Raw genomic sequence first — 24381 nt, forward strand, 5'->3', positions numbered from 1 at the left:
GCGGAGCGGCACGAAGACCGCTCCGCCGTCCGTCCGAGGCGCTCACTTCGTTCGCGCTGTTCGCTCTGCTCACGGGTCGCTTCGCTCCCCGTTCGCTTCGAGGCCTCGCTTCGCTCGGCCTCGCGCCTCGCGTTTCGGTGGGCGGAGCGGCACGAAGACCGCTCCGCCGTCCTTCCGAGGCGCTCACTTCGTTCGCGCCTCGCATTCGACACCCACTTTCCTCCCCCCGCCCGTCCTCCGACATGGACATCCACGTCGTCGACGGCGTCGGCCGCGGCCCCACCGAGCTGGCCGCCTACGACGCCGCGCTCGCGGACGCCGGCGTCGGCGACTTCAACCTCGTGACCGTCTCGTCGGTCGTCCCGGCGAGCGCGACGGTGCGGGCGGTCGACACCGCCCCGGACCTGGGTCCCGCGGGCGACCGCCTCACGGTCGTGCAGGCGCACGCCTCGGCGACGCCCGCGGACGCCCACGAGACCGACCGCGTCGTCGCCGGCCTCGCGTGGGCGACCGGCCCCGGGCCGGGGCTGTTCTACGAGGCCACCGGCACCGACCCGGACGCCGTCCGCGAGACGGCGCTGGAGGGGCTCGCAGCCGGGCGGGACCTCCGCGAGTGGACCTTCGAGGCGGAGGAGACGCGCCTGGCGAGCGTCGAGACCGACCCCGGGGCGTACGTCGCCGCCGTCGTCGTCGCCGCCTACGGCGAGAGCGAGCCGATCGCCTGATAGTGATTGCTACGAGTCAGTCCGGGATCGACTGCACGACGGCGTGCGGTCGCACCGGTACATAGTCGTCGCAATCACTATGAACCGAACGCGGCGGCCGGGCCGGTCGCTCGCTCCACAGGGGACCCCTCGGTGCGGCGGCGACGCGGGACGACGCTCGCCGCCGCCGTCGCGGACGGCGTTCGGCCGGGAGGCGGCCGCTCGTCAGTGTCTCCGGCCGACACGTCGCCGACGGCTTTATACACGGACCTCCCCAAGCGACCTCCTACCTGATGAACGGCAACAACCCCTATGCGGGGGCGCCCGGCGTCGTCGAGGCGGGGCAACCCGAGGAGGTCGACCTCTCGGCCGACCAGAAGGACGCGCTCCGCCGGGCGGTCGCCAACATCGTGACGCGCACCGAGTCGTATCTCCCCGACGGCTACGCCGTCGGCTCCGAACTCTCCTACGGCAGCAACGGGCCGCAGGCCACCGTCGCGGTCCAGCCGCCGGTCGGCCACGCCGTCTCGGCGGGCTTCTCGCCCGACATCGAGGACGTGGAGGCGGGCCTCGACGACGACGACCGCGACGAGGTCGCCAAGGGCCTCGCCGCCAGCGCCGCCGTGCAGGTCATGTCCGCCGTCGGCGACGACCTCGAACCGACGGCGCGGTAGCGACGACGGGACGCCGACCCGGTCGGACCGTCAGGTACCCGACCGACGACCCCACCGACACCACGGAGCGACGCCGACGACTCCTCCGCACCTCGGTTCGACGCTCTATGCCCCGATCCGTATCGACGTCCTGCAATCTGTCCGGAACGTTGGAACAACGAAAAATTCGGAACACGAGGCGGCTGATCGGTACGACCGATATCTCACACGGCGGTCACTCGCCGGCGCGCCCGTCGCCGCCGCGACCGCCTCCGCCGTCGACGGGGGAGGCGACGAACAGCCCGTAGCCGACGAGTATCGCCGCGACGACCGATCCGAGACCCGTTCCGACCGTCGTCGGCAGCGGCAGCGTCGTCCCGCCGACGGTCCCGGCGAGCAACAGCACCGGCACGGCGGCCAGCAGGAGGTCGTACTTCGAGAGCGGCACGTCGCCGGAGCGGGTGACCGCCCGGCCGAAGCCGTCGCTGGAGGGGTCTCGAACGCTCATCGTCTCTCACCCGGGTAGACGTACTCTACGGTTCGTAAAATACGTTACGGAGGAAATAATATCGGGATAATACGCGTCGCCTACGCGTGCTTGTCCCCGGGGTCACACCTACCCACGCGGTCACGTTTTCGTCGCCGTGTCCCGGGGTCTGGCCTCGTCGGTTCGGCGGTCGTCGTTGCCGGCGGGATCGTCCGAAATCGGGGAGGAACGGTACGGTTACTTCCCCCAGAAGGGGTCCGCCTTCCGCCGCTTCTCCAGATACGCCTTCAGCGCCTCGATCTCGTCGGCGCGGATCTCGGAGGCGAGCTCCTGTTCGAGGATCTTCGCGTGCTTCTCGGGCAGTTCGATCCACAGCTCGTCGCCCTCCTCGATCTGGCGGCCGACGGTCGGGCCGTCGATGGCGACCGAGACGCGCTCGCCCGCCTGCGCGGACTCGACGTCGTCGCCCTGGTGCTGGATACCCGAGAGCGTGCCGACGCGCTCGGGCTCGCTCCCGTCGAACTTCACGACCTGGCGGTTGTTCGCGACCGTGCCGGAGACGACCTCGACGCCGACGACTGCGGGGTCGTTCTGGCGGAACGTGTGGTCCTGGAGGATGCGGAAGCGCGCGGGCTTGGTGATGTTGTCGAGGACGGTCTCCTGCTGGGCGCGCTCCAGCTCCTCGACGTACCCCTCGTACTCCTCGACGAGCTGGTAGATCACGTCGTCGTCGAACAGCCTGACGTCGCTGTGCTCCAGCGTCTCCTCGGCGTCGGCCAGCACGTCGACGTTGAACCCGAGGATCACCCGGTGCTTCTCCTCGTTGGCGGTCTCGGCGACCGTCACGTCCCGGGGGGCCACGTCGCCGACCTCCGCGCGGAGGATGGGGACCTCCGCCTCCTCCAGCGCGTTCGCCATCGCCTCCAGGCTGCCGAGGGTGTCGGCCTTCACGACGACGCCGTCCTCGGCGGTGTCGACCTCGATCCTCGCGAGCTCCTTCCTGACCTCCTCCTTCACGGACTCCACGTCGTCGCCGCGGACGACCCGGACGGGCGCGCCGGACATCGCCTCGTCGAGGTCCGGCGCGGCGATCTTCACGCCCGCCGCCGCGCCGACCTCGTCGACGCGCTCGAAGCGTTTCTCGGTCCGGATCTCGGCGTTGGGACGCGGCTGGAGCAGCGCGCGAACCTCCGTGACGATCGGGTCGTCGCGGCCGCCGACGACGATCGTGTCGCCCTCGCGGACGACGCCGTCGTACAGCACCACGTCCAGCGTCGCGCCGAAGCCCCGCTCGTCTTTCACCTCCAGCACCGTGCCGACGCCCGGGCCGTCGACGTCGACGGACATCTCCTCTTTCATGTACCGTTGGGACAGCCCCATGAGGACGGTCAGGAGGTCGGGGATGCCCTCGCTCGTCAGCGCCGAGAGGGGGACGACCCCGATGTTCGACCGGAAGTCCTGGACGCGCCAGTAGAAGTCCGCCGAGAAGCCGGCGTCCGAGAGGTCGCCGATGAGTTCGTAGAGGTTCTCGTTCAGACGCTGTTGCGCCCGGTCGGACTGCTTCTCCAGGGACTGCTGGATCGGCTCGCCCTCCCGGGGGTTCCACCCGGGCGTCGTGTCGATCTTGTTGGCGGCGACGACGAACGGCGTCCCGGTGCGCTTGAGGATCTGGATCGCCTCCTCGGTCTGCGGCTGGAAGCCGTCGTTCACGTCGACGACGAGCACCGCGATGTCGGCGAGGGCGCCGCCGCGCGACCGCAGCGTCGAGAACGAGTGGTGCCCCGGCGTGTCGATGAACAGCAGGCCGGGGAGGTCGAAGTCGGTCGGGTCGACGAGCGCGCCGGCCATCTCCGAGATGGTGTCGAGGGGGACCGCGGTCGCCCCGATGTGCTGGGTGATGGCGCCCGCCTCGCCCTCCTGTACGGCCGATCCGCGGATGCGGTCGAGCAGCGTCGTCTTCCCGTGGTCGACGTGGCCCAGCACCGCCACGATGGGGGTGCGGAGCGCTCCGGCGTCGAGCGGTGCGTCGGCGTCCGAGTTGGTGTCTGACATGGCTGAATCCCTCCCTGCGGCGAAGAACCGGTCCTGTCGGTACGGAGCCGGCGACGTGAGGTAAGGGCTTCGACTCCCGGGACGGACGGACGACTCCGGGACCGCACGCCCGACCCTCCGGTTCCGGTCGCCCGCTCGCGGTTCCGTCCGCGGAACGCGCCCCGCAGTGCTCCCCCGGTCCCCCGGAACGGTCCCCGCCCGCCGGGACGGTCCAGTTCGCCGGGACGGCCCCGCTCACCTCGGCGCGGCGGCGGTCCCGCGGCGTACGCCCCGCGTCGGACGCCGGCGTGGCGTTTATTGTGACGCACCGAATTGACCGAGGTATGGCAGATATCCTCGCCGAGAACCTCTCGGGCAAGGCCGTCATGGGCTCGGACGGCACCGAACTCGGGATGCTGTACAACATCACGATGGACCTGAAGACGGGCGCGCTGTCGGACCTCCTCGTCACGCCGAACGAGGAGCTCTCGCCGGCGCAGGTGCCGTTCGACCGCGACGAGTCCGGGCGCTTCCACGTGCCGGTCGGGAACGTGCAGGCCGTGAAGGACTACATCGTCGTCCGCACGTAATGGAAGTCCTCGACGCCTCGGCGTTCATCCACGGGTACGACAGCGACGGGCGAACGGCCTCCATCCCGGCGGTCCAGTCGGAGCTCACCGGCGAGACCGCCCTCCGATTCGACGCCGAGGAGGGCGCCGGGATGCACATCCACGTCCCCGGCGAGGGGGCGATCGGACGCGTCCGCAGCGCGGCCGAGGAGACGGGCGACCTGGCGGAGCTGTCGGAGACGGACCTCCGGCTGCTGGCGGCCGCCTTCGAGCTCGACGCGACGCTCGTCACCGACGACTACGCGATGCAGAACGTCGCCGAGCACATGGACGTGAGCGTCCGCGTCATCGCCCGCGACGGCATCGAGGAGGAGCGCGAGTGGCGCTTCCAGTGCGCCGGCTGCGGCCGGACGTTCGACGAGAACCGCGACCGCTGTCCGATCTGCGGCAGCGACCTCTCGCGGAAGAACCCCGCGTGAGCGGGCGGCCGAACTGACGGCCCGAGTCCTCCGATCCGTACCGCAGTCACCGACTTCCGGCGTCACCGACGGCAGTGGATAGGATCGCTGAAGGGATCGGACGGGCGGTACTGTCGCTACGCCAGGCCGGTCGCGGAGGCGTACTGGACCGCGAACTGGACGGCGTTGTAGGCGCCGTGGACGACGACGGGGACGACGAGGTTCTCGGTGTACTCGTAGAGGACGCCGAGAACGGCGCCGAGGACCGTCGCGATGACGACGTACACGAGCTGCTGTTCGGTGGTGCCGGCGCCCGCGCCGAAGTGGATCGCCCCGAACAGCAGGGACGCGACGGCGACGGCGCCGGCCGGGCCGAGCGCCCGGCGGAGTTCGCCCTGCACGACGCCCCGGAAGACCAACTCCTCGCCGACGGCGACCGCGAGGAAGGAGAGGGGGATCATCGCGAGGAAGTACGGCGGCGGGTTTCGCAGCGCGCGGTTGGTGCTCGGCGTGATCCCGACCGCGGCGAACGCCGCGATGATCGCGTAGCCGGCGACGATCAGGCCGACCGACCCGGCGACCGCCAGCGCGGCCTCCCGTCGGGTCGGCACGCGGGCCCGGAGCAGGTCGCGGTCGCCGGCGTAGACGACGAACAGGACCGCGGCGACGGCGAAGCCGACGTACTGGCCGACCGTCGCGGCGACCGCCATCGCGGCCGAGCCGTCGGCGGCTCCGAGCGCCGAGGCGGCCGCCCGGAACGCGGGCGTGACCGTCCAGGCGGCCACTAGCGCCGACAGCAGCGCCAGCAGCGCCTGCCCGCCCCGGACCGCGACCGCCCGCGGCCGGATCCCCTCCGCCGGGGGACCGAACTCGACGCTCACCTCACTCCACCTCCAGCCGACGCTTCCCCGTCACGGCCTCGGCCTCCGGGAAGTCGCCGCCGCCGAGCAGCCCCCGGGCGGCCTTCTTGCCCCACTCGACGGCGGGCTGGGTGAACGTCTCCACGCCGGCGAGTTCGCCGTACAGCACGCAGGCCGCCTCCATCCCGTACAGCAGTTCGCCGACCCCGCCCGCGTCGACGCGGTCGAGTTCGACCCGGACGTTCTCGCGCCCGGCGGCCGCGAGGCTCGCCTCGGTCGCGCGGAACTCCGCGTCCATGAGCGCCCCCAGCGACGACCCGCCGAGGTACGACAGCCCCGCCAGGTCCGTCTCGGGGATGGCCACGTCGGCGCCCTCGCGGGGCCGTACGAGCGTCACGAGCTTGTCGGCCGGGCCGGCCCGATACAGCTGGAGCTGGCTGTGCTGGTCGGTCGCGCCGAGCGCCCGGGCGGGCGTCTGGCCGCCGCCGTCCTTCCCGAGCGACTCGGCCCACAGCTGGGCGAACCACTCGGCGAACCGCTCCAGCGACTCGGCGTACGGCATCACCGCGTTCGTCGCCGCGCCGCGCTCGGCAAGCGCGTACGCCGTCGCGCCGTACGCGTAGGCGGGCGACTCGAACAGCGAGCCCGCGAGGCGGTCGGCCTCGTCGGCGGCGCCCGCGAGCACGGCGTCGATGTCGACGCCCGCGACCGCGGCGGCGAACAGCCCGACCGTCGAGAGCGCCGAGAACCGCCCCGGAACCCCGTCGGGCACCCGCAACACCGGGAGGTCGTGCTCGTCGGCCATCGCCCGGAGGTTCCCCGCCTCGCCGGTCGTGACGACGGTGCGGTCGGTCCAGTCGACGCCCGCCGCCTCCATCGCCTCGCGGACGACCAGAAAGTTCGCGAGCGTCTCGGCGGTCGTCCCCGAGCGGGAGACGACGTTCACCACGGTCTCCGAGAGGTCCACCTCGTCGAGGATCCCGCGGACCCACGCCGGGTCGACGTTGTCGAGGTAGCGGCAGTCGACGCCGGCGCCGAGCGCGTCGGTGAGCGTGGCCGCGCCGAGCGCGCTGCCGCCGATGCCGACCGTGAGGAGGTGGTCCGGATCGAACCCGTCGGCGACGCGCCGGATCGCGTCGGGATCGCACGTCTCGGGGAGGTTCAGGGCCGCGTAGCCGTGTTCGGCGTCCGCGCGGCCGCGCTCGATGCGCTCGTGGGCGTCGGCGACGCGCCCGTCGAGCGCGTCCAGGTCCGCGCGCTCCAGGCCGAGGTCGCCCCCGAGCGCGTTGCCGATGTCGACGTTCATGTGCGGTGGGCGGTCCGCCGTCGGCAAAACCCTGCCGTCTGTGCGGGCGGGCCGGACGCGACCGATCCCCCTCCGCGGGGCGGATCCGGGCCGGCGGCTCCCGCGGGGACGACCCGGCGGTCCGGGACGGCGGACGGGGGGCTTAACCCTGCCGCGGCCCAACCGCCGCCGATGACCGACGCCGAGGCGACGCCCGACGCGACGGCCACGTCGGAGGCGGGCACCGCGGACGGGACGGGCGCCGACGACGAGGGCTACCGCGGCGTGTTCGGCGCGTTCCCGTACGCCTTCCGCGCGACCGACTCGCTGGTGTGCAAGTCCTACGTCGCCGTCGGCGGCCTCGCGGCGCTCCTGTTGACCGTGCTGTTCGGCCTGGCGCTCGTGACGCTGTTCGGCGCGACCGCCCAGGCGCGCTTCTCCATCGTCCGGGCGTTCTACGTCCTCGTCGGCCTCGGCGCCGTCGGGCCGGCCATCACGCCGGTCCTCCTCGTCGCCCGCTCGCGCCGCCGGGGGGCGTCGCGCCGCCCCGGCTACGACGCCTCGCTCGCGCTCGCCGGCTACGCCTTCCTCGCGTCGCTGTACGTCGGCGCGGCCGTCGGCGCGGAGCAGACTCCCCTCCCGGCGTCCGCCGGCCTCGCGTTCCCCGCCGCCGGCGGCCTGCTGATCGCCGCCGCACACTACCTCCGGCGGTAGCGCCTCGCGCCCCGGCGGCGAGCCGCTCGCGTGGGGAGCGGAGCGACACGGGGAAAAGCGTCGCCGGCCTACCGACCCTCATGACCGACCGCGACTCCGACGGCTCAGAGCCGGACGCCGTCCGCGACGCGCTCGACCGGGCGACCGGCGGCGACGCCGGCGCCGCCGACACCGCAGACGGCGAGAAGGACGGCACCTTCCTCGTCACCCACGCGGACGACGGCTCCGCCGTCCTCCGGGACGTCGCCTCCGGGCAGGTGCACGCGCTCTCCTCGAACCCCGGCGTCGACGAGGGCGAGGCTGTCGAGGGGAGTGTCGCCCCGGACCCGCCGATGAACGTCTCCTGGCAGCTCGTCGAGGTCCGCGAGCGCCGCCACATCGCCGTCGAGGAGAGCGAGGAGCCGCCGACGCGCCAGTCGCTCGACGTCGCCGCCGACCAGCCGGTCGGGGAACTCACCCGGACCGAGCGCGCCGGCACGGGGGAACTCCACGTCGTCACCGTCCCCGAGGCCGACACGGAACGGGCCGTCGCCGACGTGCTCGCCGACGAGGACGGCGTCCGGTCGCGCGCCGCCCGCCTCGGCGTGAACCGCGTCGAGGTGCGGTCGGCGCCGGGCGTCGTCGTCGTGCGGTACATGCCCTGAAACGGCTCTCGTCCGACTTCTCCGGCGCGAACGACCCGTGCGAGCCCGGGCTCCGATCCCCGGCCGATAAACCCTACGGCGCGATATCGAACCGAACGCCCGCGGCAGATCGGGTCGGGCCTACCGCTGCGACCCGCGGAGGATGAGCGGCCCGATCGCGAGTGTCCGCTTGGCGACGGTGGCGATCCGCGCGATGTACGACACGAGGATGAGGAACGGGAGCACCGAGACGGTGAAGGCGGCGGCGACGAGCCAGAGCACGTTCGCCACCCCGAGGGTCGTTCCGGGCAGGGGCCCGCTCCCGAAGAACGCGAGCGTGCTCCCGGCGACGACGAGCGCCGGCACCGCGGCGTAGAGGATGAGCTGCGAGAGGTCGACGAGCGCCCACTGGAAGTAGAGCGTCTTGATGTGTTCGCGCGCGGGGCCGTACATCGAGAGGGCCGTCCGCAGATCCGAGAGGAGGCGTTCGGTGTCGGGGTCGATCGCGTCCGCGTGGTCGTGTCCGATCCGTTCCACCTGGAAGATCTTCCAGCCGTAGTTGAAGTCCAGCGCGGCGAACACCACCCCGAAGCTGCCGAACGTCGCGCCGTCGAGGCGGTCGCTCACCGTCTCCGCGTTCCCGGTGAGGCTCTCGGTGAACTCGTCGACCTCCGCGCGGAGGTCGTCGTCGTCGCTGTCGGCGACGGAGTCGCGCAGCGCCTCCGCCCGACGCCCGGTCTCCTCGACCAGCCGCCGGAGGAACGCGGAGGGGTCGACCGGCGTCGGCCCGTCGTACAGGTCGCCGACGTACTCGCGCACGTCCATCGTGTTGCTCATGCGTTCGTGCTGGTCCCCGAGCGGCCCGTTCTCCTGGGAGACGACCAGTTGACTGATCGTGACAACCAGCGTGGTGCCGGTGATGATCGCCCCCAGCAACGTCGAGAAGATCGTCCCCTTCGTGTCCCCGGACTCGAGGTTCCCGGCGATCCCGGCCGTCGTCCCGACCCCGACCAGCGCGAGGAAGACCGCCAGCCCGAGCACGCCGGCGATGAGCAGCCTGTTCGCCTTGAGCAACACCCACAGCTTGATCCGGCTCTCGTCGGCCCGCTCGCGCATCGTGTTCGCCGTGGAGATGTCGGTGTCCCCCGAGGTCTCGATCTCCGTGTCCTCGCCGGCGTCGGCGTCGACCTCGGCGTCGGGCTCGACGCTCATCGCTCGGCGGGCCGCTTGAGCACGAGGTACTTCGTCCCGCCGCCGACGTAGTCGACGGTGTCGACGAGCTCCCATCCCTCCTCGCCGAGCTCGTTCAGCTCGGCCTTCGGATCGACCGCCTCCTTCCGGGTCGCCCCGCGTGGCGGCTGTAACGTCTCGTATTCCCACGCCTCGGGTGCCATGGTCGTACATCCATGGCGGGTGTAAAAAACGCACCCCGCCGGCCGAAGCGCCGGGGAGGGGGTTACTCGGTCGGTCCGCCGGCCGACTGGACCCGCCAACCGCCCTCGACGTCGCCGGCGCGCTCGACCAGCTCGACCGCCGTCGACTCGCCGACGCGGGTCCCGCCCTCGACGGCCTCGACGCGGAAGGTGAGGTCCAGCGAGTCGCCGCAACACCCCACGTCGACGAACTCCTCGCGCTCGTCGCCGACGGTCGGTTCCTCGAGCACCCGCCGGAGGTACCCCCGGTAGCGCTCGGTGTCGATCTGGTCTCGGCCCCAGTCGCTCAGGCCCTCGGGGAACGACAGCACCACGCGCGTCGCCTCGCTCATGGCCGCGGGTACGGCCCGGAGCCACATCGCCCTGTCGCCCGAGTCGGTGCCCCGACCGACACCCGTCCGGCCCGGCGGGTTCGGTTTCGTATCGCGGATACCGCTGTATCGTCGGCGGCGCGGGAGGCGGTCTCGACTCGCGGCGGCACGGCCGAAGACCGGCGGTGCGGACGGCGAATTCGGCGTCGCTGGCCGCCGGCGCCGCCGGTCGAGTCGCGACGGCCGGCTCGTGGCGGCCGAGGTACGGCGGTCGTGGCGGGGTCCGGCGTCCAGACCGTACGGGCGGCGTACGACCGCTGAGCCGCCGGGAGCCGCGAAGAAGAAGGCTTATTCGGCGCGCGGGGGGAGCGGCACGCATGGCTCGATTCGAGGTACCGGAGGTCGATTACACCCGGTACGACAACCGCCAGCTCGCCGCGATCCCGCTGGCGGTGTTGATCGTGGCCCTCCTGGTCATCGGCGGCTCGTACGCGACGACGGGCGCGCCGGTCGACCCCGGGCTCGACTTCACCGGCGGGACGGAGCTCCGGATCGCCGTCGACGCCCCGAGCGAGGAACAGGCGCGCGACCGGATCGCGGAGGCGTTCGCGGCGACCCCCGACAGCGTCCAGCGGGTGGGGACCGGCGACGTGTACGTCGTCACCTTCCAGGCGTCGGAGGCGGAGACCGACGAACTCGAGGCGCAGGCCGAGGCGGCCGGCTTCGAGATCCGGTCGATCGACGCGGTCTCCGCCAGCTTCGGGGCGGACACCCAGCGGCTCGCGCTGATCGGCGTCGGCGTCGCCTTCGCCGGGATGGCCCTGCTCGTGTTCGGGCTGTTCCGGACGCTCGTGCCCAGCGTCGCCGTCGTCGTCTCGGCGTTCTCCGACATCGTGATCCCCGTCGCGCTGATGAACCTCCTCGGCATCGAACTGTCGCTCGGAACCGTCGCCGCGCTGCTGATGCTCATCGGGTACTCCGTGGACTCGGACATCCTGCTGAACAACAGCGTGCTCCGCCGGTCGGGCGACTTCTACGAGTCCACCTACCGCGCGATGCGCACCGGCGTGACGATGACGCTCACCTCCATCGCGGCGATGGCCGTGATGGCGGTCGTGGCGTCGTTCTTCGGTATCGGTCTGCTGGCGAGCATCGGGATCATCCTCGTGTTCGGGCTCACCGCCGACCTGATGAACACGTACCTGCTGAACGTGTCGCTGCTCCGCTGGTACAAGTTCGAGGGGGTGGCGCGATGAGCACCTGGGGGACGATAAAGGACAACTGGCGGGTCGCCCTGCTGGTGTTCGTCCTGCTGGTCTCGACGGTGTTCCTGTTCGCGCCCGCCTTCGAGCCGTCCGAGGGGCCGGCAGCACAGGAGACGCCGACGAACCTCCAGTACGGACTCCAGCTCTCCGGCGGCACGCGGATCCGCGCGCCGCTGGTCGGCGTCACCGCCGAGGAGGTGCAGTTCGGCGACGACGACACCGCCACGGTCGAACGGCGGGTGGCCGCGGAGCTCCCGAACGCCGACAGCTCCGACGTGATCGCCCGGTTCACCGGGAACGCCAGCGGCACCGTCGAGCTCGTCGCCGAGAACGCCACACAGGAGGACCTCGCCGCTGCGCTCGATGCCGCCGGCTACGAGTACGAGACCGTCCGCGACGGCGTCACCGAGGAGACGCGCCAGCAGACGGTCGCCGTGTTGCGCTCCAAGATCAACGCCGCCGGCCTCTCCGGGGGGACCGTCCGGACCGTCCAGACCATCGACGGGGAGAACTTCGTGCTCATCGAGGTCCCCAACGACGACCGCAGCGAGGTGATCGACATCGTGAACTCCCGCGGGACCGTCCGGATCGCGGCGTACCACCCGGTGGAGCGGAACAACTCCACGGAGTACGTCAACACCACCGTCATCCGCCAGGAGGACTTCCAGACGGTCGGCACCGCCCAGCAGGGCGGCCAGGGGACCGGCCCGCACGTCCCCGTCTCGGTCCGCCAGAGCGAGGCCGAGCGCGTCCAGCGGCTGTTCGTCGAGACCGGCGTCGCCGGCCAGGGCGGCACCGACTGCACGTTCCGGGAGAACCCGCAGTCGACCGAGCCGTGCATCCTGATCATCCGCGACGGCCAGGTCGTCTCCTCGTTCGGCATGAACGCGAACCTCGCGCAGTCGATGCGCAACGGCGAGTGGGCTCAGGACCCGCAGTTCATCCTCGTCACCGGCTCCTTCGAGCGCGCACAGGACGTCTCGGTCGACCTGCGCGCCGGGGCGCTCCCGGCGGCGCTGGCGCTCGACGAGGGCACCGCCTCCTCCATCAGCGCCGCGCAGGGGGAGAACTTCCGGCGCGACTCGCTGCTCATCGGCGTGCTCGCGGTGTTCACCGTCGCGGGCGTCGTGTTCCTCCGGTACGGCAACCCGAAGGTCGCCGCCCCCATGGTCGTCACCGCGCTCTCGGAGGTGGTCGTCCTCCTCGGGTTCGCGGCGTTCATCAGGTACCCGCTGGACCTCTCGGTGATCGCCGGGTTCATCGCGGTCATCGGGACCGGGGTGGACGACCTCGTGATCATCGCCGACGAGGTGATGGCCGAGGGCGACGTGAACTCCCGGCGCGTGTTCCGGTCGCGCTTCCGGAAGGCGTTCTGGGTGATCGGCGCGGCCGCCGCGACGACCATCGTCGCCATGTCGCCGCTGGCGTTCCTCTCGCTGGGGGACCTCCAGGGCTTCGCCATCTTCACCATCCTCGGCGTGCTCGTCGGGGTGCTGATCACCCGCCCGGCCTACGGCGACATCCTCCGGGCGCTGCTGACCGACCGCTGACCGACCGCCCGCTCCGCGGATCGGCCTTTTCCGGGATCCGAACCGGTCGGTCCCCGCCTCAGAACTCGTCCAGCGCCGACTGCTCGGCCGCCGCCAGCACGTCCTCGCAGGTGCTCCACGAACGGCGCGCACACTCGGGCAGGTCGCCCTCGCGGTCCACGTACGCCCGGAGGAACTCGCGGGTCGCCGGGTCCGAGGGGTAGCCGCTGCCGACCCCGTCGTAGCCGCGGTCGCGGTAGGCCGCGTCCAGATCGGCGACGATCCGGTCCCGTTCCACCTTCGCGACCACGCTCGCGGCCGCGACGACCGGGTACGACTCGTCGGCGCCGTGCTCGGCGGTCACGTCGATCCCGGTGCCGTCGTCGTCCTCCCCGTCCGCGACCGCGTCGGCGACCCGGTCGGCGAACCGGGACTCGCTCACGTCGCCGGCGTCGACGACCGCGCGGTCGCCCGCCTCGGCGACCGCCGCGAGCGCCTCCGCCTGCCCCGCAACCGTGAGCGTGTTCATGTCGGTCGCGGGGTCGTCGATGCGGTCGACGGGGACGACCGCGACGGCGACCTCGACGCGGTCGTCGTCCCGCAGGGCCGCGTCGAGTTCCTCGCGCCTGGCCGGCGAGAGCCGCTTGGAGTCGTCGACGCCGTCGGGGATCGCGTCGGGGTAGGCGCGGACCGCGGCCGCGACCATCGGGCCCAGCACGGGTCCCTTCCCCGCCTCGTCGGCGCCGAGCATCGCTTACTCCTCGTCCGCGTCGGCGGCCCCGTCGCGCTCACGGGTCGCTCCGCTCCCCGTTCGCTCCGAGGGCTCGCTCCGCTCGCCCTCGCCGAGGAAGAACTCCTCGCGCTCGAACGGCTCCTCGCGCCCCCCGACCGCGAGCACGTCGAGCGCGGTCACCTCGGCGTCGACGCCGAGCACCCCCGCGAGGCTCGGCTCCGTGCGGCCGCCGTCGCCGGAGATCAGCTCCTTGATGTAGAGGCCGCCGGCGCCGTGGACCTCGACGGTCGCGTGGCGGGCGTCCTCGCGCTCGGCGCTCACCTCGTGGGCGACGCGGGTGCGGGTCTTGCCCGCCCGGCGGTGGTCGACCCGGTTCGGGGTGTACTGCTCGATGGTGGCGCCGTCGAGCTCGGCGACCGCGTCGGCCAGGTCCTCGGCGGACACGTCGCTCCCGAACTCGACCTCGGCGCGGTAGCGCTTGGTCGCGTCGAGCTCCTTGACGCGCTCGACCATCGTGTGCTCGCAGAGCCGGAGCCCCTCGACCTCGACTTTCCCGTCGGCGAAGGCGTTGATGTCGGCCTCCAGCCGCTCGGTGTCGATCCGTCGGCGCCGCGGCTCCTCCACCTCGATGACGAACGGGCGGCCAGTCCCGAGCATCAGGGCGTCCACGTCCTCGCGGCCGGCGCCGTGGAACGTCGAGTCGACGCCCTCCATCACGTCCTCGACGACGGGGGCGGTGAGCTGTTCGACGCTCTCGTCGTACAGGTAGCCCGAGCCGCCGCAGGTGTCGCACTCCTCGCGTCCCTGCCGGCCGGAGCCGCGGCAGTCCGAGCAGGGCCACTCCGTCTGGGGGATGTCCCGCTCCAGTTTCCGGTAGCGGCCGTACACGTGCGCGGAGTTGACCGTCGCCTCCACCCGGTCGGCGTCCACGTCGAGGAGGAACTGGACGTGCGGGCGGTCGAAGTCCACCTCCGCGCCGGTGACTTGCCCGACGCGCTTGCCGACCTCGCGGTTGAGTTCCTTGCGGAGCGGCTCGCCCGAATCGGGGTCCAGCCCGGCGTCCTCGCGGAGCAGCCGGTCGTTCTCCTCGGAAAGCGGCGGGACGCGCGTGCCGACCTGGTAGGTCGAGAACTCGTAGTCGGCGACGGCGTCGGCGGCGCGCTCGGCGAACTCGTCGAGGCGCTCGAAGACGCCCTCGCACACCCAGCAGTCGCCGCCTGCGCCGCGGCTGAAGTCCGTGTCGTCCGCCAGCGCGGCGGCGACCCGGAGCCCCCGGCCGCGCTCGTGGTTGCCGAGCCCGAACGAGCGCTCGGCGAACGGCCGGCCGAGGCAGTGGTCACACAGCGGCCCGGTCGCGATGAGGGCGCGAGCGGTGTCGAGCACGTCGTCGAACGCCGGCTCGGCGTCCGGGGCGGCGTCGGCGTCCGCGTCGTCCCCGCCGCCGCTCGCGGCGTCGGCGGGCGCGTCGGAATCGGTCATACCCGCCCTCGTCGCGGCGGGCGGTAGGCCCTTTCGGTCGACGGCGTGTCCCGCCGGAACCGAGCGTCAGCGTCCGTTCCGGGATCGGCCCGCGACCCCGGTCACGAGCAGGTCTCCGCCCCGAACAGCGACTTCAGGAAGTCCGGCACCGGCAGGGAGCCGATCAGGTCGGACACGAAGTCGGGGACGACGGAGCCGAGCAGGTCGCCGACGAACCCGGGCGGCCCGCCGTCGCCGTCCGGACCGGCGTCGGCGTTCCGGCACTCGTCGGTCGGTACGTCGGTCCCGTCGGGCTGTGCCGCGGCGGCCGCCGGCGCGAGCGCCAGTCCCGCCACGACGAGGGCCGCGACGAGCAGTCGCGCGAGGTCGGTCGTGGTCATCACGGTCGGTCGGACGGGCCCGTCGGACAAGAGGGTGGAGGGAGCGAAAGCGGGGTTTCGTCCGGATACACCCGGATTAACCCGCCGTTCGCGGGTCGCCCCCCGCGACCGGCTACTCGCCGACCGGCGCGGCGGCCTGGTCGCCCGCGTCGGGCGGGACCGAGCGGACGGCCGCGACCGTCACGTCGTCGACGCCGAACTGCGCGGCGAGCGCGTCGGCGACGGCCTCGCGCGACTCGCCCGCCTCGCCCGCGAGCGAGACGGTCGCGTCGGCCTCGACCGTGAGGTCGTTGAGGCCGGGCTGGAGGCCGCGAATGTCGAGCGACTCGACGGCCTCGACCGCGTCGGCGCGGCGGAGCTTCGTCTCGGCGCCCTCGGCGAGGTCGCCGGGGGCCGAACGGGACACTGCGATGGTCATGCTGGCGTCGGCCAGTCGGTGTCGGTGGACCGACATAGACTCCCTGCGCGGCTCGAACGCGACTGCGGGCCTTCCCGGGGAGCGGGTCGGCCGCGCGACTGCGGGACGGGCGGGGGTGACCTGAACGGTAGGTGGAGAAGGGTGTCCGCCTCCGCTCGGGTCGACCCCCGAGCACGTCGCCGCGTCACGCGGCGATGGAGACGGACGGTGCGGCGTCGGAGGTGCCGTACCCCGTCCCCACGGCGTCGCCGGTCCCGTCGGCGTTCGCCTTCGGCGCGGCGAAGGCGGCACGGGGTTCGGCGACGGCGTCGGGAACCGACCACCACGCGGACCCGGCGCTGCCGAGGGGCAGGCGGGTCGCGGGAGCGGTGTGGTCGGTCATCGGGGTCCTCCGACTCTCGTCGTATCTCCTCCGTTATGTGGACGATTATTAATGATTTCCCCGGGGTGTCACGTGCTAACACGAGGTGACCGCGGCGGCTCGCGACCGGCGGTCGGCGGCGTGCAGTCCGTCGAAATTCTTATTTGAAACGATCGTGTGATACACATGGAATGCCGGAACGCACGAACCGCGGGCGGGGGCACGACGGGGCCCCGTCGCCCGCGTCGGCGCTCTGCCGGATCACGACGTCGAACGCGGACGCCGGGCATCCGTCCGCGGTAGCGGAGCGGGCGGCCCAGTGACGACGCGGCGGCGGGAACGGGAGCGGAGCGACGACCACGACCCCGAACACGTCGACCCCGAGGAGGTCGACGAGGCGGACCTCGTCCACACCGACGACGGGGAGGTGATCCACGAGCCGACCGGGCTCGTCGTCGAGGAGGACGCCGTCGACCGCGGGCCGGAGTGGCGGGCCTTCGACGCGGCCGAGCGCGACCGCAAGAGCCGCGTCGGGTCGCCGATGACCCGGACGATGCACGACAAGGGCCTGACGACCACCATCGACTGGCGCGACCGCGACGCGGGCGGGCGGGAGCTCTCCGCCGAGAAGCGCTCGCGGATGAAGCGGCTGCGGACGTGGCAGGAGCGAATCCGCACGCAGGACGCCGGCGAGCGCAACCTCCGGCTGGCGCTCTCGGAGATCGAGCGCATGTCCTCCGCGCAGGGCGTGCCCCAGTCCGTCCGGGAGGTCGCCTCGACCATCTACCGGCGCGCGCTCGACGAGGATCTCATCCGCGGCCGCTCCATCGAGGCGATGGCGACGGCGAGCCTGTACGCCGCCTGCCGCCAGCAGGGGATCCCCCGGTCGCTGGACGACTTCGTGGGGGTCGCCCGGGTCGACCGCCGCGAGTTCGCCCGGGCGTACCGCTACATCTCGGGCGAACTCGGGCTGGCGCTGGAGCCGGTCGACCCCGCCGAGCACGTGCCGCGGTTCTGCTCCGAACTGGGGCTTCCCGAGGAGGTGAAACGGCGGGCCACCCGGATCGTCGACGCGACGACCGCCGAGGGGCTCCACGCGGGCAAGTCGCCGACGGGCTTCGCCGCGGCGGCCATCTACCTCGCCTCGACGCTGTCGGACCACAAGCGGACCCAGTCGGAGGTCGCCGAGGTGGCCGACGTGACCGTCGTGACGGTCCGAAGCGGCTACAAACAGCAACTGGAGGCGATCGACCCCGCCCGGATCTGAACCGATCCGCCCCCGACGGGTGGCCGCGGTCGCCCGCCCGCGGGCGACTCGGCGGGGGCGTCCGCCCGTGCCGCCTCCCTGTCCTCCGTCCGCGCCGCCGTCCTATTTCGAACCGAAACACTTTCCGAGCGGTTCGCCGATCCCGAGCCATCGAGCGCCGCAGCGGCGTGGTCGCCGTGACCGCGCCGCCACGGGGGCGGGCCGAGAACTGATCGGATAGCTTCCGGATATCGACCGATCGCCTCCCGGTTCGCCCTCCGCTTCGACTCGAACCCGCACGACGCGACCGACCCGGACACGGAGCACCGACGTGACCGATACGACAGACCCGACAGACGCGACGGACGCGACCGACGCGACGGACGCCCCGGAGGGTGCCCCCGTCTACTCGGAGCGGCAGGTGCGGACGGTCGTCCTCAGCCTCGTCGCCGGGGTCTTCTTCGGGGGCGTCGGCGGCGGCGTCGCGTTCCCGACCATCCCGGCGCTCGGGTCGGTGCTCGGCATCGCGCCGTTCCTCGTCGGGCTGATCCTCTCGATCAACCGGTTCACCCGGCTGGTGATGTCGACGCCGGCGGGCGGGATCCTCGACCGCATGGGGACGCGCAGGCCGATGATCGCCGGGTTCGTCGTCCAGGGGCTCGTCCCGTTCGGCTACCTCGTCGGGCTGAACCCCCCGTTCGGGGCGCCCTCCTCGGCGGTCTTCCTCGCCTCGCGGGCCGCGTGGGGGGTCGGCTCGGCGTTCGTGTTCGTCGGGGCGTTCTCGACGGTGACGCACGTGACGACGCCCGCGAACCGGGGCCGGTGGGTGGGCTACATGCGCGGCGGACAGAGCCTCGGCTTCCCCACGGGGCTGATCCTCGGGGGCATCGTCACGGAGCTGTACGGCTACGGGGAGGCCTTCGCCGTCGCGGGCGCGGCGGGGCTGTTCGCCGCCGTCGTCGCCTACCGGGTCCTCCCGGACGTGTCGCCGGAGATGGAGGGGACGAGCCGCGTCCGCGACGTGCCCGCGCTCGTGCGGGCCGATCCCCGCATCGGCGCCGTCGGCGCGGTGAACTTCACCATCCGGTTCCTGTACGCGGGCGTCCTCCTGTCGACGGTCGTGCTGTACACCGAGGCGAACGATATCTCGCTGGGCGGGCTCGCGGGCACCGGGACCAGCGGCGTCGTGATGGCCGTCTCGGTCGTCGCGCTGTCCGTCTCGAACCTCGCCGTCGGCCGGCTATCCGACAGCATGGGCCGGCTCACGACCGTGGTCCCGGGGCTGGCCGTCTTCGGCGCGGGCTTCGCGCTCGCGGCGCTGGTCCCGACGGCGCCCGGGGTGCTCGCGGGGGTCGGCCTCGTCGGCGCCGGCGCGGGGCTGGCCGGCCCGCCGCTGTTGGCGTACCTGGGCGACATCGCCCCCGGCGGCGACGTGGGGAAGCTCGGCGGCGTCTACAACGTCTTCGGCGACCTGGGCTCGACGCTCGGGCCGCTCGTCGCGCTCCCGCTGGCCGCCCGGATCGGCCTGGCGGCCGAGTACCTCGCGTGCGCCGGCCTCGTCGTCGTCGCGGGCGTCGTCGCCGCGACCGCGCTCCGCGACGACACCGAGGCGGAGGCGGCCGCCGCGGCCGCCGGCGACGACTGACGGGGGGCACGACCGGGGGGGGCGTCACGCCCCGACCGGCGAGCGGGCCGGGCCGCCGGAGCGGTCGACCGGGCCGCCGCCGCGGGGAACGCGAACGCTTAGGTGCCGCCGGCCGCCAGCGCGGGTATGACGCTGGTGTGTACGGGGTACGAGCCGTTCGGCGACCACGACACCAACCCCTCCGGGTCGGTCGCGGAGGCGCTCGACGGCCGGAGGGTCGCCGGCCACGAGGTGGTCGGCCGGACGCTCCCGGTCGCCTTCGACGCCGCCGGGCCGGCGATGGCCGACCTGATCGGCGCCCACGACCCCGCGGCCGTCGTCGCCACCGGTCTCGCGGCCGGGCGCTCGGCGGTGTGCGTCGAACGCGTCGCGGTCAACGTCGCCGACACGGTCGGGACCCCCGACAACGCCGGCAACGACCCGGTCGACGAGGCGCTCGACTCCGACGGCCCCGACGCCCGGCTCGCGACCCTGCCCGTCCGTGCGGTCGCGGAGGCGTGTCTCGACGAGGGGATCCCGGCCCGCGTCTCCAACAGCGCGGGGACGCACCTCTGTAACGCGCTCCTCTACCGGACGCTCGCGACGCTCGACGGGAGCGACACCCCGGCGGGGTTCCTGCACCTCCCCTCCACGCCGGCGCAGGCGGCCGCGGTCGCCCGGGAGGACGGGGCCGCGCGCGGGGCGAGCGTGCGCGCCAGCCTCCCCCTCGACCTCGACGAGCGGGCGGTGGAACTGGCGTTCGAGACGGCGCTGGCGTCGACGGACGGGTGACCCGTCCGGCTCCCGGCGTCAGTCGCCGTCGGGGGTCGTCGTCCCGCCGTCGGCGACGGTGCCGTCCGCGGCCGGCGCGCCCGTCGGGGCCGGCGCGTCGCCGGCGAGCGCCCGGCGCCCGTCCTCGGTGATCCGGTAGAGCCGCTCGGCGGTCGCGACCTCGACGAACCCACGCTCCGCGAGCGTCGCCATCCTGCGCTCCACGAGCGGGATGTGGAGGCCGGTGTTGGCGGCCACGAGCGCGGGGTAGTCCGCGCTCGTGTCGGCCAGGTGGCACAACACTCGTTCGTCCGCGTCGGAGAGCTCCGTGGGTTCGGGCATCTTTTGCGTCATTCGGTAGCACACCTCATGAAGTTGTCGCCGCGGCGGACGCGACCCCGGATCGTTCCCCGTCGCGTCCACGGATCGCCGTGTCGACGGCGACCGGACCCGTTCGGGGGGACGGCCGATCGTCCGGCGGCGGTGACCGGGATCCGGGGGCTCAAGGCGGTCGCGTCGAACCCCGGCGTATGCGACTGCCGAACGCGGCCGTGGGCGACGCACAGACGAGCGGGTTCGCCTGGGGGGTACTGACCGACCTCGTGGACGTGGGGAGCCGGATGGCCGGGCAGGCGGGCGAGCGCGAGGGCGCCGCGGTCGTCCGCGACGCCTTCGAGCGCGCGGGCGCCCGGAGCGCCCGGATCGAGGAGTTCGAGATCCCCGGGTGGTGGCGCGGCTCCTCGTCGCTGACGGTCCACGAGCCCCACGAGCGCGTCCACGACGGGCAACAGGACGTGCTCGCGCTCCCCGGGTGTCCCGCCGGGGAGGCGACCGGCCGGGTCGTCGACGTGGGCGACGGCACCTACGAGGAGTTCGAGGAGCGGGCGGACGAGCTGGAGGGCGCCGTCGCGATGGCGTCCTCGGCGACGCCCGAGGACGTGGACCGGTGGATCCACCGGATGGAGAAGTACGTCAACGCCGCCGACCACGGCGCGGTCGCGTTCGTCTTCCGCAACCACGTCGAGGGGTCGGTGCCGCCCACCGGCGAGGTCGGCTACCACGAGCGCCCCGGCCCCATCCCCGCCGTCGGCGTCTCCCGGGAGGTGGGCGAGCGCCTCGCGCGCTACGCCGAGGAGGGCTGTGAGGCGACCGTCTCCGTCGACTGCCGGACCGAGGCGACCACCTCCGTGAACGTCGAGGCCGAGGTCGGCCCCGACACCGACGAGCACGTGCTCGTCACCGCCCACGTCGACGCCCACGACATCGCGGACGGCGCCAACGACAACGGCGCCGGCTCGGCGCTCGTCGCCGAGGTCGGGCGGATCCTCGCGCGCGACGACGTGGACATCGACACACGGGTCCGTCTCGTCACCTTCGGCGCCGAGGAGATCGGGCTGTGGGGGGCGTACCACTGCGCGGAGACGACGGACCTGGCGGACCTGAAGTGCGTCGTCAACCTCGACGGCGCGTGTAGCTCCCGGACCCTCAGGGTCGGGACGAACGGCTTCGAGGCGATGGAGTCGGTGTTCGAGGCGGTGACCGACGACCTCGACGCCGCCCTCTCGACGGACGACACCATCTCCCCCCACGGCGACCAGTGGGCGTTCGTGCAGGAGGGCGTCCCCGCGGTGATGACCTCCACCACCTCCGAGCAGTCCGGGCGGGGGTGGGGACACACCCACGCGGACACGCTGGACAAACTCGACTCGCGCGACCTCCGCGACGTGGCCGTGCAGGTCGCGGAGGCGGTCGCGCGCTTCGCCTCCGCGGACGTGGAGACGCCGGGACGGACCCGCGCGGAGATGCGCGAGGCCATCGACGAGGGGTACGAACAGGAGCTGCGGATGGGCGGGCGCTGGCCGTACGACGACCCGGAGTAGGGTCGCCGACGGCGACGCGGCGGCCGGAGCCGCCGGTTCGTCGCGGGTCGGCCGCCGGGCTGTTGGGGCTCGGGCGGGTCCCGCGCGGCCACTACCCCGTCTCGGGGTCGAGGAAGTCGCCGAGGTCCGCCATCACCTTCCCCTCGGCGCGCGCGAGGTGCTCCCACGCCGTCGTCGTCCCGATGCCGAGCTCCTCGGCCACGTCCTCCACGCCGGCGTCCTTCTCGTGGCCGTAGTAGCCGGCGGCGATCGCCGCCGCGAGCGCCTCGCGCTGGCGCTGGGTGAGGTCGTGGAGCGCGCCGACCGTCTGGAACCGGGAGGCGGGCTCGATCTCCGTCATCTCCAGCTGCCGGACGAGCTGGACGTCGTTGCCGTCGTCCTCGATCGTCTCGATGATCTCGGAGAGGTCGTCGTCGGGGTCGAGGTACAGCGTCCACCGCTCCCAGCCGTTCGTGATGATCGTGCCGGTGCGGTAGTGGACGCCCAGCTCGGCGAACTGCTCGGCGATGCTGTCCCACTCGGCGGCGTCGAACGTGAGCGCGACGAACACCGTCGGCTCGCCCAGCGGCGTCACCGGCTCGGCCGCGATGATCGGGTCGCCGTCGCGGAAGTCGTCGATGAACGCCTCGATCTCGTCCGGGTCGCCGCTGAGCTCGATGATCCGCTTGCGCTCGTTCAGCCGTCCGGTCATCGAGGAGACCGATCGCATCGTGACTCGGGGATATCGTTCCGATACTTCACACTCCGGCTGCCCGTTGTGCTTGATCTTCAACGTCACTTCCCGCATCGTCCCCGTTCGGCCGGATCCGGTTTCCCCCGCCATAGCCCAAATATATTTGGGGACAACTTGAACGTTCGCACTACCGATCCGTGTCGTATGGCAACGGATAGCAACGAAGAGTTCAGCGAGGAGGCGCTCAGCGGCCCCGTGGTCGACCGGCGGACGACGACGGCGCTGCTGGGGGCGGCCGGCATGGGTGCGCTCGCCGGCTGCACCGGGGGCGGCGGCGGGTCGAACGACGGCGGCGACTCCGGCGGCGGGACCGGCGACGGCGGCGGCGACGACACCGCCACCGAGACGCCGGCCGAGGACCGGTCCGGCGGGACGCTCCAGGCCGGCTGGTTCACCGGGAGCATCGACACGCTCGACCCGCCCTACATCAGCGTCGGCCAGTACTTCCAGGTGGCGGCGAACATCTTCAGCGGGCTCGTCACGCTGAAGGAGGACCTCACGGTCCGCGGCGACCTCGCGAGTGACTGGGAGGTCACCAACGACGGCGCCACGTTCACCTTCCAGCTCCGCGAGGGCGTGACGTTCCACGACGGGTCGGAGTTCACCGCCGAGGACGTCCGGTACACGATCAACCGGACGATCGAGAACGAGACGCCGGCGGCGCCGAAGCTGTCGACGCTGAAGCCGGTCGACGAGGACGGCGTCGTGATCGAGGACGACTACACGGTGACGCTGAACTTCGAGCGGCCGATGGCGCCCGCGCTCATCTACCTCACCCGCGGCCCCGGCCGCGCGGCGACGATCGTGAGCAAGGAGGCCATCGAGGAGATGGGCGCCGAGCAGTACGCGGTCACGCCCGTCGGCACCGGCCCGTTCCAGGTCGAGAGCCACGAGGTCGGCTCCGAACTGAAGCTCACCGCCTACGACGACTACTTCGGGACGGACTCGGACGGGAACCAGCTCCCGTACCTCGACGGCGTCACGATCACGCCGATCCCCGAGCCGTCGAGCATCGTCAACGCGCTGCGCTCGGGCGACATCCACTTCGCGAACCTCGTCCCCCTGCAGAACGTCTCGCAGGTCGAGGACGCGAGTTCGGCGAGGAAACTGCAGGCGCCGGGCGTCAACTGGTACGGCTTCGCGATGAACCAGGAGCGCGAGCCGTTCGACTCGCGCACGGCCCGCCTGGGCATCGCCAAGGCCATCGACAACGAGAAGTTCATCGAGACGGCGTACTTCGGCAACGCCATCTCCGCGCAGGGCCCGATCAACAAGGCGACCGCGTGGGTGTACCGCGAGGACAAGCCCGACACGCAGGCGTACGACCCAGAGCGGGCCCAGGAACTCCTCCAGGAGGCCGGCGCCGACGGCGCGAGCTTCTCCATCCTGACGACCCAGAGCAGCCTCCGGCAGGCGAAGGCGATGCGCCAGCAGCTCAACGCCGTCGGCCTGAACGTCGAGGTGGAGCAGGTCACTTCCTCGACGTACTGGGACCGCTACGCGAAGCTGGACTACGACACGACGATCTCCGGGTCCGTCGGCGACCCCGACCCCGACCAGTCGCTGTGGAACTTCTACCGCAAGGACGGCCCGTGGAACTGGGTGTCCTACGAGAACGACGAGGTCCACCAGCTCCTGGCCGAACAGCGCCGTCAGCTCGACCGCGAGCAGCGCGCAGAGACGCTCCAGACGCTGGAGGACATCCTCATCGAGGACGTCCCGCACGCGTACCTCTCCCACCAGGACGACATCGCCGCCCGTCGGCCCGAGGTGAAGGGATTCACGCACATCCCGTTCATGCGGAACTTCCACAGCGTCTACCTGTCCGAGTGAG

The 24381-nt window shown here is 72.5% G+C and carries 27 protein-coding genes; 13 read left to right on the top strand and 14 right to left on the bottom strand.

What is annotated here, in order from left to right:
* Window positions 1-242 precede the first annotated feature (242 nt).
* Window positions 243-725, top strand: a complete 483-nt coding sequence (locus ACQUQ1_RS00795) for a pyruvoyl-dependent arginine decarboxylase (protein WP_435062266.1) — start codon at window positions 243-245, stop codon at window positions 723-725.
* Window positions 726-997: 272 nt separating this feature from the next.
* Window positions 998-1378 carry a DUF5811 family protein gene (locus ACQUQ1_RS00800; RefSeq protein WP_435062268.1) on the top strand — a complete coding sequence of 127 codons (381 nt, stop codon included), beginning with the start codon at window positions 998-1000 and terminating at the stop codon, window positions 1376-1378.
* 214 nt (window positions 1379-1592) lie between these two features.
* Here ACQUQ1_RS00800 and ACQUQ1_RS00805 read toward each other — a convergent pair whose 3' ends face one another.
* Complete coding sequence (locus ACQUQ1_RS00805) at window positions 1593-1865, bottom strand: hypothetical protein (protein ID WP_435062270.1); 273 nt, start codon at window positions 1863-1865, stop codon at window positions 1593-1595.
* Between the two features lie 216 nt (window positions 1866-2081).
* Window positions 2082-3896, bottom strand: a complete 1815-nt coding sequence (infB, locus tag ACQUQ1_RS00810) for a translation initiation factor IF-2 (protein WP_435062272.1) — start codon at window positions 3894-3896, stop codon at window positions 2082-2084.
* 323 nt (window positions 3897-4219) lie between these two features.
* Between infB and ACQUQ1_RS00815 the strand changes: the two genes are divergently transcribed.
* Together ACQUQ1_RS00815 and ACQUQ1_RS00820 are read left to right on the top strand one after the other, a co-directional pair.
* On the top strand, window positions 4220-4465 hold the full coding sequence (locus tag ACQUQ1_RS00815; RefSeq protein WP_435062274.1) for a PRC-barrel domain-containing protein: 246 nt from the start codon (window positions 4220-4222) through the stop codon (window positions 4463-4465).
* On the top strand, window positions 4465-4923 hold the full coding sequence (locus ACQUQ1_RS00820) for an NOB1 family endonuclease (RefSeq protein WP_435062275.1): 459 nt from the start codon (window positions 4465-4467) through the stop codon (window positions 4921-4923). The genes ACQUQ1_RS00815 and ACQUQ1_RS00820 overlap by 1 nt, the downstream gene beginning before the upstream one ends.
* A gap of 116 nt (window positions 4924-5039) precedes the next feature.
* On the opposite strand, the gene ACQUQ1_RS00825 is transcribed toward ACQUQ1_RS00820, so the two are convergent.
* The gene (locus tag ACQUQ1_RS00825) at window positions 5040-5783 is read right to left on the bottom strand and encodes a CPBP family intramembrane glutamic endopeptidase (RefSeq protein WP_435062277.1); all 744 of its coding nucleotides are present in this window, start codon (window positions 5781-5783) and stop codon (window positions 5040-5042) included.
* 1 nt (window position 5784) lies between these two features.
* Window positions 5785-7068 carry a glucose-6-phosphate isomerase gene (locus ACQUQ1_RS00830; protein WP_435062279.1) on the bottom strand — a complete coding sequence of 428 codons (1284 nt, stop codon included), beginning with the start codon at window positions 7066-7068 and terminating at the stop codon, window positions 5785-5787.
* 171 nt (window positions 7069-7239) lie between these two features.
* Between ACQUQ1_RS00830 and ACQUQ1_RS00835 the strand changes: the two genes are divergently transcribed.
* Complete coding sequence (locus tag ACQUQ1_RS00835) at window positions 7240-7761, top strand: hypothetical protein (protein ID WP_435062281.1); 522 nt, start codon at window positions 7240-7242, stop codon at window positions 7759-7761.
* 80 nt (window positions 7762-7841) lie between these two features.
* Window positions 7842-8405, top strand: a complete 564-nt coding sequence (locus ACQUQ1_RS00840; protein WP_435062283.1) for a DUF5812 family protein — start codon at window positions 7842-7844, stop codon at window positions 8403-8405.
* Between the two features lie 120 nt (window positions 8406-8525).
* On the opposite strand, the gene ACQUQ1_RS00845 is transcribed toward ACQUQ1_RS00840, so the two are convergent.
* From ACQUQ1_RS00845 to ACQUQ1_RS00855, 3 genes are all read right to left on the bottom strand, one after another.
* Window positions 8526-9596, bottom strand: coding sequence for a hypothetical protein (locus ACQUQ1_RS00845; protein WP_435062285.1), 1071 nt, complete (start codon window positions 9594-9596; stop codon window positions 8526-8528).
* Window positions 9593-9778 carry a DUF4177 domain-containing protein gene (locus ACQUQ1_RS00850; protein ID WP_435062287.1) on the bottom strand — a complete coding sequence of 62 codons (186 nt, stop codon included), beginning with the start codon at window positions 9776-9778 and terminating at the stop codon, window positions 9593-9595. Before ACQUQ1_RS00850 ends, ACQUQ1_RS00845 begins: the two co-directional genes overlap by 4 nt.
* A 62-nt stretch (window positions 9779-9840) precedes the next feature.
* Window positions 9841-10149 (bottom strand): hypothetical protein, encoded by a 309-nt coding sequence (locus ACQUQ1_RS00855; protein ID WP_435062289.1) that lies wholly within the window; start codon window positions 10147-10149, stop codon window positions 9841-9843.
* A 356-nt stretch (window positions 10150-10505) separates the two neighbouring features.
* Here ACQUQ1_RS00855 and secF point away from each other — a divergent pair, with 356 nt between their 5' ends.
* Window positions 10506-11384 (top strand): protein translocase subunit SecF, encoded by an 879-nt coding sequence (gene secF, locus ACQUQ1_RS00860; protein ID WP_435062291.1) that lies wholly within the window; start codon window positions 10506-10508, stop codon window positions 11382-11384.
* Entirely contained in the window at window positions 11381-12943 is a 1563-nt protein-coding gene (locus ACQUQ1_RS00865; protein WP_435062293.1) for a preprotein translocase subunit SecD, read from the top strand. The genes secF and ACQUQ1_RS00865 overlap by 4 nt, the downstream gene beginning before the upstream one ends.
* A gap of 58 nt (window positions 12944-13001) precedes the next feature.
* On the opposite strand, the gene rnhB is transcribed toward ACQUQ1_RS00865, so the two are convergent.
* From rnhB to ACQUQ1_RS00890, 5 genes are all read right to left on the bottom strand, one after another.
* A complete protein-coding gene (gene rnhB, locus ACQUQ1_RS00870; protein WP_435062295.1) occupies window positions 13002-13673 on the bottom strand; it encodes a ribonuclease HII in 672 nt (223 codons plus the stop codon).
* A 3-nt stretch (window positions 13674-13676) separates the two neighbouring features.
* Window positions 13677-15134 (bottom strand): tRNA pseudouridine(54/55) synthase Pus10, encoded by a 1458-nt coding sequence (locus ACQUQ1_RS00875; protein WP_435062297.1) that lies wholly within the window; start codon window positions 15132-15134, stop codon window positions 13677-13679.
* Window positions 15135-15235: 101 nt separating this feature from the next.
* Window positions 15236-15514: a histidine kinase gene (locus ACQUQ1_RS00880; RefSeq protein ID WP_435062299.1), complete on the bottom strand. Its 279-nt coding sequence runs from the start codon at window positions 15512-15514 to the stop codon at window positions 15236-15238.
* A 112-nt stretch (window positions 15515-15626) separates the two neighbouring features.
* Window positions 15627-15932, bottom strand: a complete 306-nt coding sequence (locus ACQUQ1_RS00885; RefSeq protein ID WP_435062301.1) for a hypothetical protein — start codon at window positions 15930-15932, stop codon at window positions 15627-15629.
* Between the two features lie 184 nt (window positions 15933-16116).
* The gene (locus ACQUQ1_RS00890; protein WP_435062303.1) at window positions 16117-16314 is read right to left on the bottom strand and encodes a hypothetical protein; all 198 of its coding nucleotides are present in this window, start codon (window positions 16312-16314) and stop codon (window positions 16117-16119) included.
* A gap of 298 nt (window positions 16315-16612) precedes the next feature.
* Between ACQUQ1_RS00890 and ACQUQ1_RS00895 the strand changes: the two genes are divergently transcribed.
* From ACQUQ1_RS00895 to ACQUQ1_RS00905, 3 genes are all read left to right on the top strand, one after another.
* Complete coding sequence (locus ACQUQ1_RS00895; protein WP_435062305.1) at window positions 16613-17560, top strand: transcription initiation factor IIB; 948 nt, start codon at window positions 16613-16615, stop codon at window positions 17558-17560.
* 400 nt (window positions 17561-17960) lie between these two features.
* Complete coding sequence (locus ACQUQ1_RS00900) at window positions 17961-19184, top strand: MFS transporter (RefSeq protein WP_435062803.1); 1224 nt, start codon at window positions 17961-17963, stop codon at window positions 19182-19184.
* Window positions 19185-19310: 126 nt separating this feature from the next.
* Window positions 19311-19955: a peptidase gene (locus tag ACQUQ1_RS00905; protein WP_435062307.1), complete on the top strand. Its 645-nt coding sequence runs from the start codon at window positions 19311-19313 to the stop codon at window positions 19953-19955.
* Between the two features lie 18 nt (window positions 19956-19973).
* On the opposite strand, the gene ACQUQ1_RS00910 is transcribed toward ACQUQ1_RS00905, so the two are convergent.
* The gene (locus ACQUQ1_RS00910) at window positions 19974-20276 is read right to left on the bottom strand and encodes a DUF2250 domain-containing protein (RefSeq protein ID WP_435062309.1); all 303 of its coding nucleotides are present in this window, start codon (window positions 20274-20276) and stop codon (window positions 19974-19976) included.
* Window positions 20277-20464: 188 nt separating this feature from the next.
* Between ACQUQ1_RS00910 and ACQUQ1_RS00915 the strand changes: the two genes are divergently transcribed.
* A complete protein-coding gene (locus ACQUQ1_RS00915; RefSeq protein ID WP_435062311.1) occupies window positions 20465-21814 on the top strand; it encodes a M28 family peptidase in 1350 nt (449 codons plus the stop codon).
* Window positions 21815-21905: 91 nt separating this feature from the next.
* On the opposite strand, the gene ACQUQ1_RS00920 is transcribed toward ACQUQ1_RS00915, so the two are convergent.
* Complete coding sequence (locus ACQUQ1_RS00920; protein ID WP_435062313.1) at window positions 21906-22505, bottom strand: helix-turn-helix domain-containing protein; 600 nt, start codon at window positions 22503-22505, stop codon at window positions 21906-21908.
* Window positions 22506-22691: 186 nt separating this feature from the next.
* Between ACQUQ1_RS00920 and ACQUQ1_RS00925 the strand changes: the two genes are divergently transcribed.
* Window positions 22692-24380, top strand: a complete 1689-nt coding sequence (locus ACQUQ1_RS00925) for an ABC transporter substrate-binding protein (RefSeq protein ID WP_435062315.1) — start codon at window positions 22692-22694, stop codon at window positions 24378-24380.
* The last annotated feature ends 1 nt before the right edge of the window (window position 24381 follow it).

Source organism: Halobaculum sp. EA56, from assembly GCF_051195075.1.
In the GTDB taxonomy this organism is placed as follows: Archaea; Halobacteriota; Halobacteria; order Halobacteriales; family Haloferacaceae; genus Halobaculum.